The sequence below is a fragment of the Streptomyces sp. HUAS MG56 genome (genome assembly GCF_058673395.1).
This window is the reverse complement of the sequence record NZ_CM178722.1, coordinates 2,545,011-2,557,991: the sequence shown is the minus strand read 5'-3', so window position 1 is coordinate 2,557,991 and position 12,981 is coordinate 2,545,011. Positions and strand designations below refer to the sequence as shown.

Below are 12,981 nucleotides of genomic sequence, written 5' to 3'. Positions count from 1 at the left end.
CATGACGGAACGTCAACGTCATGCACCCGTCGCCATCGTCGGAATGGCGGTGCTCCTGCCCGGCGCCCCCGGACTGGACGCGTACTGGCGCAATCTGCGCGACGGCGTCGACGCGATCGGCGAGGTCCCCGCGGAGCGCTGGGACGCCGACTACTACCGGCCCGGAACGGCCGCCGGGCCCGCCGTCGCCGACCAGGTGTACTGCCGGCGCGGTGGATTCGTGGACGGCCTGGCCGAGGTCGAGGTCACGCGCTACGGCATCATGCCCGCCTCGGTGTCCGGCACCGAGCCCGACCAGCTGATCGCCCTCGACGTGGCCGCCGCCGCGCTCGCCGACGCGGGCGGCACGGACCGGCTCCCCGAACGGCACCGGATCGGGGTGGCGCTGGGCCGCGGCGGCTACCTCACCCCGGGCCTGGTCCGGCTCGACCAGCGGGTCCGGACGGCCGGTCAACTCATGCGTACCCTGGGCGAGTTGCTGCCGGACCTCGATTCCGCCCAACTCGACCGGATCCGCGCGGCGTTCACCGAACGGCTCGGTCCCGACAGCCCCGAGTCGGCGATCGGCCTCGTCCCCAACCTCGCCGCCTCCCGCATCGCCAACCGGCTCGACCTGCGCGGCCCCGCCTACACGGTGGACGCCGCCTGCGCCTCCTCGCTGGTCGCCGTGGACCAGGCGGTCACCGAACTGGCCACCGGGCGCTGCGACATGATGCTGGCCGGGGGAGTGCACCACTGCCACGACATCACCCTCTGGAGCGTCTTCTCCCAACTGCGCGCCCTGTCCCCGACCGAGCGCATCCGCCCCTTCCACCGCCACGCGGACGGCATCCTCATCGGGGAGGGGACCGGCGTCGTCGTACTGAAACGGCTCGCGGACGCCGAGCGCGCGGGCGACCGTGTGTACGCGGTGATCCGGGGCACGGGCGTGGCCAGCGACGGCCGTACGGCGGGCCTGGTCAACCCCGACCCGGGCGGACAGGCCCGCGCCGTACGGCAGGCCTGGCAGGCCGCCGGACTCGACCCCGCCGCACCGGACTCCCTCGGCCTGCTGGAGGCGCACGGCACCGCCACCCCCGCCGGGGACGCGGCCGAACTCACCACCCTGGCCGAGGTGTTCGGGGCACCGGTGCCCGGCCCCGACGGCCTGCGCCCGGTCCTCGGCTCGGTGAAGTCGATGATCGGTCACACCATGCCCGCCGCCGGAGTGGCGGGCCTGGTCAAGGCGGCCCTCGCGCTGCACCACCGCACGCTGCTGCCCACCCTCCACTGCGACGACCCGCATCCCGCCCTCGCCGCCACCCGATTCCGCACCCTGGAGGTCTCCCAGCCCTGGGAGACCGACGCCCGCGGAGCGGTGCGCCGGGCCGCTGTCAACGCCTTCGGGTTCGGCGGCATCAACGCCCACGTGGTCCTGGAGGAGCCCCCCGGCACCCCCTCACCCCCATTCCCGCACCCCACCCCACCCCGAACCACAGACCGGATCCCCGCGGCAACCACCGCAGAGGCCCCCGGCCACGCCCGCGAAACCGCCGCCGCCCGCGCCACCGAACCTGCCCGAGTCCCGGCTGCCGCCCAGCCCGCCGCCCCGACTCCGGCCACAACAGCCGTGCGAACGCCGGGACTTACCCCATCCGAAGCCGCCACCCACATCATCGGCTCCGCCACTCCTGCCACCACCGCCCGCGTCCCCGCGCCTGCCTCCGGCCCTGACGGCGCCCGTGTGCCTGCGCCTGCCTCCACCCCGGACGGCGCCCGTGTCCCCGCGCCCGACCCCACCCCGGCCGCCGACCTCGTCGCCGAGCCCGAGCCCGTGTTGCTCCTGGCCGCCGGCACCGTGGCGGAGCTCGGTGCGCTGCTCGATGCCGACGACTCCGTCGTGCTCGCCGCAGGGCTCGACCCCACGCGCTCGCACACCGGTGCAGGACCCGTGCGGCTCGGGATCGTGGGGCCGAACGCCAAGCGGCTCGGGCTGGCCCGTCGGGCGGTGGCCAAGGGGCGTGCCTGGCAGGGGCGCGGGGACGTGTGGTTCCGGCCGGGCCCGCTGCTCGGCGCGGGCGCAGGCGGGGGCGGGCTCGCCTTCGTCTTCCCCGGTCTGGAAGGGGACTTCACGCCGCGCACCGACGACATCGCGGCCCACTTCGGCCTGCCCCCGCTGCCCGCCACGGACGTCGAGGTCGGCGACGTCGGACGGCACGGCTTCGGTGTCGTCGGCGTGGGCCGCCTGCTGGACCGGGCGCTGCGCCACATCGGCGTCGTACCGGACGCGGTCGCCGGACACAGCGTCGGCGAGTGGACGGCCATGGCGGCGGCCGGGCTCTACTCGGCCGCCGAGGTCGACGCGTTCATGGCCGGGTTCGACCCCGACTCGGTCACCGTCCCCGGCCTCGCCTTCGCCGCCCTCGGCACCTCCGCCGGGCAGGTCCGCGCCGCGCTCGCCGACCACTGGCCGGACTCCGGGATCGTGCTCTCCCACGACAACGCGCCCCGCCAGTCCATGGTCTGCGGACCCGGCGCGGCCGTCGACGCGTTCGTGAAGTCCCTGCGCGCCCAGGGCGTGATCTGCCAGGTGCTGCCGTTCCGCTCCGGCTTCCACACCCCGATGCTCGAACCGTACCTCGCCCCCATCAAGGAGGCCGCCGGCCGCTTCCGGCTCCATCCGCCGACCGTGCCGGTGTGGTCCGGTACGACCGCGGCACCCTTCCCGCAGGCCCCGGCGGAGGTGCGCGCGCTGTTCGTCCGGCATCTGCTGGAACCCGTCCGCTTCCGCGAGCTGACCGAGGCCCTGTACGCCGCCGGGCACCGCGTCTTCGTCCAGACCGGACCCGGCCGGCTCACCTCCCTCATCGACGACACGCTCGGCGACCGCGACCACCTGGCCGTCGCCGCCAACGCCGCCCAGCACAGCGGTATGGCCCAACTCCGCCGGGTGGCAACGGCGTTGTGGGCGGCCGGCGCGTCCGTGGCGCCCGCGCTGCCACCCCGTGACACGCAAGCGGTGACCTCGCGGCGCCGCCCACCCGTCCGCCTGGACCTCTCCGGCGCCCTCGTCTCGCTGGCCGGACCGGAACTCGACGCGGTGCGCGCCGTACTGCGCCCCGCCGCCCACCCGGGCCCGGCCCGCTCCGGCCTCGACGAGCTGGACGGCCTGGCCACCCGCATCCCGGCCGCCGCCGAACTGACCGCCCTGCTCCGGGACACCGCCGACACGGCGGCCGAGCTGATCGCCGCGGGCCGCCGCCGCCCGACCGCCGCCGCCGTACCCACCCTCGCCCGGCCGGCCGCGACGACCACGACGGTTCACGTCTCGCACCGGACCATGCCCCACCTCCTGGACCACTGCTTCTTCCCGCAGCGCCCCGACTGGCCGGACGCGGAGGACCGTTGGCCGGTAGTGCCCGCCACCACGATCGTGCGGCACATGATGGACGCGGCGGAGGCCGCCGCCCCCGGACTGCGGGCGGTCGCCGTGCACGGGGCCCGCTTCGACCGCTGGCTCACCGCGACACCCCCGGTCGACGTCCAGGTCACCGTCACCCCGTCGGCCGACCGCCCGGACCGGGTCACCGTCGCCTTCGGCCCCACGGCCCGCGCCGTCGTCGAACTCGCCCCGCACCATCCCGCACCGCCCCCGCCGGGCCCGTTCCCGGAGGCCGTCGAGCGCCGCCCCGAGCACACCGCCGCCCAGCTGTACCGGGAGCGCTGGATGTTCCACGGCCCCGGCTTCCAGGGACTCACCGACCTCAGCGCGATCGGCGAACGGCACATCCGCGGAGTGATCACCACACCCGCCGCGCCCGGCGCCCTGCTGGACAACGTGGGCCAGCTACTCGGCTACTGGATCATGGCCACTCGCACCGAGCGGACGGTCGTCTTCCCGGTGCAGATAGGGGAGCTGAGGTTCCACGGTCCGCATCCGGCCCCCGGCACCGAGGTCGGCTGCCGCCTGCGGATCACGACCCTGACGGACACCCTCCTGGAGGCGGACGCCGAGCTGACGGCCGACGGCCGGGTGTGGGCCGTGGTCACCGGCTGGCAGGACCGCCGCTTCGACAACGACCCCACGACCCGGCCCGTCGAACGCTTCCCCGAGCGCCACACCCTGTCCACGGCCCGCCCCGGCGGCTGGGTGCTGGTGCACGAGCGCTGGCCCGACCTCGCCTCCCGCGAGCTGATCATGCGCAACTCGCTGGGCACGGCCGAACGTGCCGCGTACGCCGCCCGCCCGCCTCGCGGCCGCCGCCAGTGGCTGCTCGGCCGGATCGCGGTCAAGGACGCCGTACGGCAGTGGCTCTGGCAGCACGGCGAGGGGCCCGTCTTCCCGGCCGAACTCCTCGTTCGCAATGACGAGTTGGGGCGGCCGTACGTCACCGGGGTGCACGGCCGCACCCTGCCCCCGCTGGACGTCTCACTCGCGCACCGGGGCGAGGCGGGCGTGGCTATCGTACGGCCGCACAGCCCGGGGCCCGGCCCCGGCATCGACATCGAAGAGGTCACCGCACGCGACCCCGCGACCCTGGCCACCGCCCTCGCCCCGGCCGAACTGCGGCTGCTGGAAGGCCTGTCGGCGGACGGCCCCGACCCCCAGGACCTGTGGTTCACCCGCTTCTGGGCCGCCAAGGAGGCGGTCGCCAAGGCCGAGGGCGTCGGATTCGGCGGCCGGCCACGGGACTTCGCGGTGCTGGAGGCCGCCCCGGACGGCAGCCGACTGGTCGTCTCCGGCCGCCTGGAGCGCGCCTACACCGTGCACTGCGCGCCGGTGGGCAATCCACCGGCGCTGCCCGCACGGTCCTACGTGGTGGCCTGGACCACCGGCCCCGGCACCGACGACGCACCACCCCACGATGACGACGCAGCCGAGGAGTGACCCCCGATGAACCCCACCCAGCCGGCCCCGGCGCAGCCCACGACCGACATCGCGCCCACGGCCGACGCCGTCCTCGCCGACGTCCGCGACATGCTCCGCACGGTGCTCGCGGAGTACGGCGACGACGACGCCGAGATCGGGATGTCCACCACCTTCAACCGCGATCTGGAACTGGAGAGCATCGACCTGGTCACCCTGGCCGGCCTGCTGGAGGAGCGGTACGGACAGCGGGTCAACCTGGCCGAGTTCCTGGCCGGCATGGAGTTCGACGAGATCATCGAGCTGACCGTGGGCCGGCTGGTGGAGTACGTGGTGTGGAGCCTGAAGACCACGCAGGCGGGCTGAGCCGTGGCGATGGTCGACGCCGGCGGGATCCGGCTGCACGTCCAGCGCATGGGGCCGGCGGACGACCGGTCCCCGCGCGCCACGGTGGTCCTGGTGCACGGGCTGCTCACGGACAGCCTGGCCAGCTACTACTTCACCGTCGCCCCCGGCTTCGCGGCGGCCGGGCTCGACGTGGTCATGTACGACCTGCGCGGACACGGCCGCAGCGAGCGCCCGCCCGCGGGCTACACCCTCGACCACAACATCGACGACCTGGAGGCCCTCCTCGGCCGGCTGGCCGTCACCGGCCCCGTCCACCTCGTCGGCAACTCCTACGGCGGCACCATCGCCTTCGGCTACGCGGCCCGCCACCCCGAGCGCGCGCTCAGCCTGACACTGATCGAGTCCGAGCCGGCGACCTCCGCCTGGGCGACGAAACTCGGCGCCATCCTGGACCGGGTCGTCACCCACCTCGCGCACGACGAGCCCGACGCCATCGCCTGGATCACCGCCAACCGGGGCCACAACACCGCCCGCCTGGCCAAGGGCGCGGCCCGGCTCGCCCGCGAGACCACCCTCGGCCGGGACATCCCGGCCAGCCGGGTGCTCACGGAGGACGCGATCAGGGCCGTAGACTGCCCGGTCCTCGGGGTGTACGGCGGAGAGTCGGACCTCGTCGACCTCGTGCCGCTGAAGCGGGCGCTGCTGACCGACTTTCGCGCGGTCGTGCTGCCCGGGCACGAGCACTCGGTGCTGGTCGAGGCGCCGGCGGTGGTCGGCGGGCACATCCTGGACCTGATCCACGCGGGAGCGGGGGTCCGGTGAGCGCCTTCCTCTTCGTCGTACCGCCGCTGACCGGACACATCAACCCGGCCGTCGGCGTCGCCGCCCGACTGGCCGCACGCGGGCACCGGGTCGCCTGGGCGTGCGCCGACCCCGCGCTGGTGCGGCGGCTCGCGGGCCCGGACGCCGAGGTGTACGGGTGCACGGGGCCGGTGCCGGGGGCCGACGGGGCCGTACGACCGCCGGAGCTGCGGGGCGCGGAGGCGCTGAAGTTCCTCTGGGAGCGGTATCTGCTCCCGCTCGCCGACGCCATGGCCCCGGGTGTCCGGGCGGCGGTCCGGCAGTTCCGCCCCGATGTCGTCGTGGCCGACCAGCAGGCCTTCGCCGGCGCCCTGGTCGCCGAGCGGTGCGGGCTGCCGTGGGCCACCTCCGCCACCACGTCGGCCGAGTTCAGCGGCGCGTACGACGGCCTGCCCAAGGTCGCCGAGTGGCTGCACCGGAGCCTGGCCGAGCTGCGGACCCGGATCGGCGAAGGGGCCGGCACCGCCGACCCGCGCTTCTCGCCCCACCTCCTGCTGATCTTCAGCACCCCCGAACTCATCGGACCCCAGGCGCCGTTGGCCCCGCACATCCGGTACGTCGGCCCCTCGATCAGCGGGCGCCCGGCCGGGCCCGGCTTCCCCTGGGAGCGGCTCACCCCGGACCGGTCGAAGGTCCTGGTGACCCTCGGCACGGCGAACGCCGGCGCGGGCGACCGGTTCCTCGCCGAGTGCCTGACCGCGCTGCGCGAACGCGCCGACCGGGTGCAGGCGGTGATCGCCGACCCCGGCGGTGTCCTGCCCGTGCCGCCCGGCGACAAGGACGTCCTGGCCCTCTCGTCCGTACCCCAACTCCCCTTGCTGGAACGGATGGACGCCGTCGTCTGCCACGCGGGCCACAACACCGTCTGCGAGGCGCTGTGGCACGGCGTCCCGCTCGTCGTCGCCCCCATCCGCGACGACCAGCCCGTGATCGCCGGACAGGTCGTGGACGCGGGGGCCGGCGTCCGGGTCCGCTTCGGCCGGGTCCGCGCGGACCGGCTGGGCGCGGCCCTCGACACCGTCCTCACCGATCCGGCCCACCGGGCCGCCGCGACCCGCATCAGCACCGCGTTCCGCGCGGCGGGCGGCGCCCGGGCCGCCGTGGCCCATCTCGAACACCTCGCAGACCACGCATCCCGCGCAGACGTCGAAGCGGAGAGCCGATGACCGACGACAAGAGCGAGAAGAGCGAGAAGAGCGACAAGGGTGAGAAGCGGGCGCGCATCGCCGCCCTGCGCCCCGCCTACCAGCGGGACCTGGCCGCCGGCCCGGACCGCTTCTTCACGGCCCTGCGCGCCGACTGCCCCTGGTGCGGCTCGGCCCGGCTCGCCCCCCGCCTGCGCACCACCGACCTGCTCCAGCACAAGCCCGGCCGTTTCACCCTCGACCGCTGCGCCGACTGCGGCCACGTCTTCCAGAACCCCCGACTGACCGAGGAGGGACTGGAGTTCTACTACCGGGACTTCTACGACGGCCTCGGCGAGCAGCGCATGAGCGGCACCTTCGGCGGCCGCACCGCCATGTACCGCAGCCGTGCCGAGGCCATGCTGCCGTACGACCCGGCCCCGAAGACCTGGCTGGACGTCGGCACCGGCCACGGCCACTTCTGCGCCGCCGCCCGCACCGTCCTGCCCGGCACCTCCTTCGACGGCCTCGACTTCACCGACGGCGTCGAACTCGCCGCCCGCGAGGGCCGTGTGGACCACGCCTACCGCGGCGCCTTCCCGGCCCTCGCCCCCGAACTCACCGACCGCTACGACGTCGTGAGCATGTTCCACTACCTGGAGCACAGCACCGACCCCGACCGCGAGCTGCGCGCCGCCCACGAGACCGTACGCCCCGGCGGCCACCTCCTCATCGAGGTGCCGGACCCCGAGAGCCGCTACGCCCGGCTGCTCGGCCGCTGGTGGCTGCCCTGGCTCCAGCCGCAGCACCTGCACTTCATGCCCGTCGCCAACCTCCGGCGGCGGCTGACCGAGCTGGGCTTCACGGTGGTCGCGGAGCAGCACGCCGAACCGCACGATCCGGTCGACCTGCTCGCCGCCGTCTGGCTGGCCCTCGACCACGCGGCGCCCCGCGAGGACGCGCCCTGGCTGCCCGAGCCCCCCGGCGGTCCGCGCCGCGCCGCGCGCACCGCCCTTCTCCTCGCGGGCGTGCCCGCGCTCGTCACCGCCACGCTCCTCGACCGCTTCGCGGTACGCCCCCTCTCCCACCGCCTCGGCGTCTCGAACGCCTACCGTCTGGTGGCCCGCCGTGACTGACCGGTACGCGACGCGCGCTCACAGGATCCTGGCGCGGATCAACGCCGAGAACGTCAGGGCGCCCGGCACCAGCGGCACCCAGTCGGTCAGCACCCGGTAGCCGATGACGGTCGCGGTGGCCACGGCCGGTGCGGCGCCGAAGGCGATCAGCGTCCAGGCCAGCGCCGCGTCGACCGCGAACCCGCCGGGCGCCGGGACCGCCCCGACGGCCGTACCGGCCGCGAGGTAGGCGAGCACCACCTGCTGCCACGGCATGTGCAGCCCGAGCGAGGCCCCGACACAGACGAGGGTGGCCCCCTGCAGCAGCGGCATCGCGACCGCCCCGCCCCACAGGGCGGCCACCCGGCTGGGCCGCGTGTGCACCTCCCGCGCATCGGCGAGGGCGGAGCGCAGCAGCCCGGTCACGGGCCGCCGCAACGGCCGTACGACGGTCAGCAGCACCCCGGCGACCGCGAGGACCCCGCCCGCGACCGCGGCGAGCGGCACCAGCAGCCGCCCGTCCGGGACCAGCTCGCCAAGGCGCCGCCAGGCCGGCGACACCGCGAGCAGGACGACCAGCACGACCGTCTTGGCGGCGGACTTCGCCAGCGAGTACAGCCCGACCGACGCGGTCGCCCGGTCCAGCGGCACACCGCGCGCCCGCAGGAAGCGCACGGTGACGGCATGGGCACCGAGCCCGGCGGGCAGCGCGTGGTTGGCGGCACCGGCGGCGAACTGCGAGGCCAGCAACTGCCCCGCCGGGACCCGGTCGGGCAGCGCGCCCTGCCGGACACACGTGGCGGCCACCCAGTTCAGGCAGGTGAAACCGCCGCCGGCCAGCAGCCACCAGGGATCGGCGGCGACGAGCCGCCGGACCCCCTCGTACACCACGGGCCGGTTGGCCACCGCCCAGCCGCCCGCCAGCAGCAGCGGCGCGAGGCACAGGACGAGCCGTACGGAGCGGCCCGCCAGGAAGGACGACGGCCGGGGCGCGGGAGTCGCCTCCGGGAGGTGACCGGGGAGTTCTCCGGTGAGCGGGGCGGGCGGGACGGGCGGAGCGGAGGGCGGGGGCGGGGGCGGGAGGGAGAGCGGGGACGGGGACGGTGAGGGCACGGGGACGTCGTCCTTCCGCGGCGGGTCCCGGACGGGGACCTGGGGGAGGCGGGTCGGGCGATACCGCGGGAGTTTTCCCCGCCCGTGTGACACCGGGGTGTCCGTGAGCCCAAGGGCCGAGGGCGGGAGGGTGCCGCCGGGGAGCCGCCGGGAACGGCCGGGCAGGCCCGTGCTTAACCGCCGCTCACCGCCGACCAGGTAGCCTTCCCTTGGAACGCTCTTTACATGCGGTGTCCGGCAGCCACAGGTCGGCGACAGGGGAGGAACCCGCGGTGCACGTGCAGGAATGGCTCGACTCGGTGCCCGCGGTCGCCGTCTACGCCATGGTCGCGCTGGTGATCGGCGTCGAGAGCCTCGGCATCCCGCTGCCGGGCGAGATCGTCCTGGTCTCGGCGGCGCTGCTGTCCTCCCAGCACTCCGGCATCGACCCCGTCGTCCTCGGCGCGTGCGCGACCGCCGGCGCGGTGGTCGGCGACTCCATCGGCTACGCGATCGGCCGCAAGGGCGGCCGCCCGCTGCTGGCCTGGCTGGGCGGCAAGTTCCCGAGACACTTCAGCGAGGGCCATGTGGCCACCGCCGAACGGTCCTTCGAGAAGTGGGGCATGTGGGCCGTGTTCGTCGGCCGCTTCATCGCCCTGCTGCGCATCTTCGCCGGCCCCCTCGCGGGCGTCCTGCAGATGCCGTACTGGAAGTTCCTGATCGCCAACGTCCTCGGCGGCATCTGCTGGGCGGGCGGCACGACGGCCGTCATCTACTACGTGGGCGTGGTCGCCGAGGGCTGGCTGAAGAAGTTCTCCTACGTGGGCCTCGCGGCGGCGGTCCTCGTCGGCCTGGCCTCGATGCTGCTGGTCAAGCGCAAGGCGAAGAAGGCCCAGCAGGAGCACGGCCGGGAGGCGGAGCCGGTCGGCGCCGGCGAGTGAACCGCTGAGTGGGCCGGTGAGCGAAGACGCCCCGCAGGCGCGCGGGGCGGTATCGACATGCGGCTCCGCCGGACGGGCGTGATCGGCCCGGCTATGCCTGGCTGTGCACGTCCCTGTGCGCCTTCGCCAGCTCCGCGTACATCGTGCCGTTGAGGGTCACGCCCTGCCGCTCCTCCTCGGAGAGCGGCCGCCGCACCTTCGCAGGCACCCCCGCCACCAGTGAGCCGGCCGGCACCACCATCCCCTGCGGGACCAGAGCCTGCGCGGCGACCAGCGAGCCCGCCCCGATCACCGCGCCGTTGAGCACGGTCGCCCCCATCCCGACGAGGCAGTCGTCCTCGACGGTCGCCCCGTGCACCACCGCGTTGTGCCCGATGGAGACCCGCTCACCCACGCTGACGGGAAACCCGGGATCGGCGTGCAGCGTCACGTTGTCCTGCACGTTCGCGCTCGCCCCCACGGTGATCTTCTCGACGTCACCGCGCACGACCGCCCCGTACCAGACACTGGCCCCGGCATGCAGCGTGACGTCCCCGATCACGGAGGCGGTGGGGGCCACGAACGCCTCGGGATCGACCTGGGGCTCCCTGCCGCCGATGCCCACGATCAGCGCCTGCTGTGTCATGACGGTTCTCCTCGTGTCGTCGTCCACCGCACCGTACGACACGGGCTGGGGCAAAGATCACAGCGGTCGGCCCTCTCGCCGAAAGCGTCCGCTTAGTAACGTAACCCCGTGCCCCAGCGGAAGAACACGTTCTCATTCCGGCGACGCCGTGCGGCGCAACGTGTCGTCCACCAGGCCTGGGCCTGGATACAGCGCGCCGGCTCCGTCTCGGCCGAGCACCCGGCGGGGTACCGGTTCGGCGCGATCGGCGAAGCCACCCGCCTCGCCTTCCCGCTCGGCACCGTCTTCGGTGAACCCTGGATCCACCTCGGCTCCCACTGCATCATCGCCGAGCAGGTCACGCTGACCGCCGGCCTGATGCCGGACCTGGACCTCGGCCCGGACCCGATCCTGTGCATCGGCGACGGAGTCGTCCTCGGCCGCGGCAGCCACGTCATCGCGGACACGACGGTCACCATCGGCCGCGACTGCTACTTCGGCCCGTACGTCTACGTCACCTCCACCAACCACTCCTACGACGACCCGCACGAGCCCATCGGCAGGCAGTGGCCGCGGATGGAGCCGGTGGAGATCGGCCCGGGCTGCTGGATCGGCACCGGTGCGGTGATCCTGCCCGGGGCGCGGATCGGCCGGAACGTCGTCGTCGCGGCCGGTGCCGTGGTGCGTGGCGCGGTGCCCGACCACGCCGTGGTGGCCGGAGCACCGGCCCGCGTCGTCCGGCGCTGGACCCCCGCCGACGGCTGGCAACCCCCACTGCGCACCCCGGCCCCGGTCCCGATCCCGGCCGACACGACACCGGAGCAGCTCCGGGCACTGGCAGAACTGGACGAGGCCACGGTGACCCGCCTCGCCGAACTCGAAGCAGAGAGCTGAGCCGGGGCCGGGGTCGAAGGCTGAGCCGGGGCGCGGCCGGGTCGGGGGCCGAGCCGAAGCCCGGGCCGTGTCGGGGCCGAGGCTGGTTCCGGGGCGGCGTCGCGGCGGGGGGCGTTTCCGGGGTGGGGGCCGAGGCGGGGGCGAAGGGTGTTTCCAGGGCGGGAGTGAGAGCGGCCTGGAAGCGGGGGCGGGTTGTTTCAGCCGGTCGCCAGCAGCACTGTGCCGAGCAGGGCGAGCGCCGCGCCCGCTGCCTGGATCGCGCGCAGCCGCTCGCTGAGGAAGCCGCGGGCGGCCAGCGCGGTCACCACCGGGTACAGCGAGGCCAGCACCGCCGCGACGGTGACCGGGCCGAGCCGGGCGGCGATCGCGTAGGTGCCGTTGGCGGCCACGTCCGCGAGCCCGACGAAGGCCAGCGCGGGCAGCGAGGCCCACGGGAAGCCGCCGTCCGGCAGGCCGCGGCCGCCCCGGCGGACGGAGACGGCGAGCGCGGTCGCGCCGACCGCGACATTGGTCAGCCGCTGCACGAAGAGGGCGAGGAAGAGCCCGGTCACATCGGTCGAGGCCTCGGTGATCAGGGCGAACACCGTGCCGAAGCCGAGCGCCGCGACCAGGGTGAGCAGGACTGTCCGCCGCTGTACCGGCGCGCCGCGCAGCTGGGGCCCGCCCGCGAGGACGACGCCGGTGACGGCGACCGCGATGCCCGCGACCTGGAGCAGCCCCGGGCGCTCGCCGAGGACCAGGCCGACACCGACCGGGACGGCCACGCTGAGGGTGGCGAGCGGCGAGACGACTCCCATGGGGCCGAGCGCCAGGGCCTTGTAGAAGGAGAGCAGGGCGACCGGGCCGACCAGCCCCGCCGCGAACGCGAACCACAGCCGGGGCCCGGCCTCCCCCCAGCCACCGGTCGCGACGACGATCGCGCCCAGGACGGCCGCCGCGATGGACTGGGAGACCACGACGACCGTCAGCGCGGGCGTACGCCGGGTCAGCAGTCCGCCGCCGAAGTCGGCCAGGCCCCACAGGAGACTGGTGGTGAGGGCGAAGAATGCTGTCACGGACGGCCTCGCAGTACAGTTTGCTGCATGATCGGGTGCACCCCACCGTAGTTCAGCACAATGAACTACGTCATCCCATATAGTGAACTCTCCTCTCGATG

The 12,981-nt window shown here is 74.7% G+C and carries 10 protein-coding genes; 7 read left to right on the top strand and 3 right to left on the bottom strand.

What is annotated here, in order from left to right:
* Position 1 precedes the first annotated feature (1 nt).
* Genes AC4OXY_RS12265 through AC4OXY_RS12245 form a run of 5 tightly spaced genes read left to right on the top strand, consistent with a single transcriptional unit; the run spans position 2 to position 8,315 of the window.
* Positions 2-4,867, top strand: a complete 4,866-nt coding sequence (locus AC4OXY_RS12265; RefSeq protein WP_491993913.1) for a beta-ketoacyl synthase N-terminal-like domain-containing protein — start codon at positions 2-4, stop codon at positions 4,865-4,867.
* A gap of 6 nt (positions 4,868-4,873) precedes the next feature.
* Entirely contained in the window at positions 4,874-5,212 is a 339-nt protein-coding gene (locus tag AC4OXY_RS12260; RefSeq protein ID WP_356030036.1) for an acyl carrier protein, read from the top strand.
* A 9-nt stretch (positions 5,213-5,221) separates the two neighbouring features.
* Positions 5,222-6,016, top strand: a complete 795-nt coding sequence (locus AC4OXY_RS12255; RefSeq protein WP_491994821.1) for an alpha/beta fold hydrolase — start codon at positions 5,222-5,224, stop codon at positions 6,014-6,016.
* On the top strand, positions 6,013-7,221 hold the full coding sequence (locus tag AC4OXY_RS12250) for a glycosyltransferase (protein WP_491993912.1): 1,209 nt from the start codon (positions 6,013-6,015) through the stop codon (positions 7,219-7,221). Before AC4OXY_RS12255 ends, AC4OXY_RS12250 begins: the two co-directional genes overlap by 4 nt.
* Positions 7,218-8,315, top strand: a complete 1,098-nt coding sequence (locus AC4OXY_RS12245; RefSeq protein WP_402065300.1) for a class I SAM-dependent methyltransferase — start codon at positions 7,218-7,220, stop codon at positions 8,313-8,315. The genes AC4OXY_RS12250 and AC4OXY_RS12245 overlap by 4 nt, the downstream gene beginning before the upstream one ends.
* Positions 8,316-8,333: 18 nt before the next feature.
* Here AC4OXY_RS12245 and AC4OXY_RS12240 read toward each other — a convergent pair whose 3' ends face one another.
* Entirely contained in the window at positions 8,334-9,407 is a 1,074-nt protein-coding gene (locus AC4OXY_RS12240; protein WP_491993911.1) for a lysylphosphatidylglycerol synthase transmembrane domain-containing protein, read from the bottom strand.
* A 272-nt stretch (positions 9,408-9,679) separates the two neighbouring features.
* Between AC4OXY_RS12240 and AC4OXY_RS12235 the strand changes: the two genes are divergently transcribed.
* A complete protein-coding gene (locus AC4OXY_RS12235; protein ID WP_491993910.1) occupies positions 9,680-10,327 on the top strand; it encodes a DedA family protein in 648 nt (215 codons plus the stop codon).
* Between the two features lie 91 nt (positions 10,328-10,418).
* Here AC4OXY_RS12235 and AC4OXY_RS12230 read toward each other — a convergent pair whose 3' ends face one another.
* A complete protein-coding gene (locus AC4OXY_RS12230) occupies positions 10,419-10,952 on the bottom strand; it encodes a gamma carbonic anhydrase family protein (RefSeq protein WP_356030045.1) in 534 nt (177 codons plus the stop codon).
* Between the two features lie 108 nt (positions 10,953-11,060).
* Here AC4OXY_RS12230 and AC4OXY_RS12225 point away from each other — a divergent pair, with 108 nt between their 5' ends.
* Positions 11,061-11,825, top strand: coding sequence for an acyltransferase (locus AC4OXY_RS12225; protein ID WP_491993909.1), 765 nt, complete (start codon positions 11,061-11,063; stop codon positions 11,823-11,825).
* Between the two features lie 197 nt (positions 11,826-12,022).
* On the opposite strand, the gene AC4OXY_RS12220 is transcribed toward AC4OXY_RS12225, so the two are convergent.
* Positions 12,023-12,880: an EamA family transporter gene (locus AC4OXY_RS12220; protein ID WP_491993908.1), complete on the bottom strand. Its 858-nt coding sequence runs from the start codon at positions 12,878-12,880 to the stop codon at positions 12,023-12,025.
* Positions 12,881-12,981: the final 101 nt, after the last annotated feature.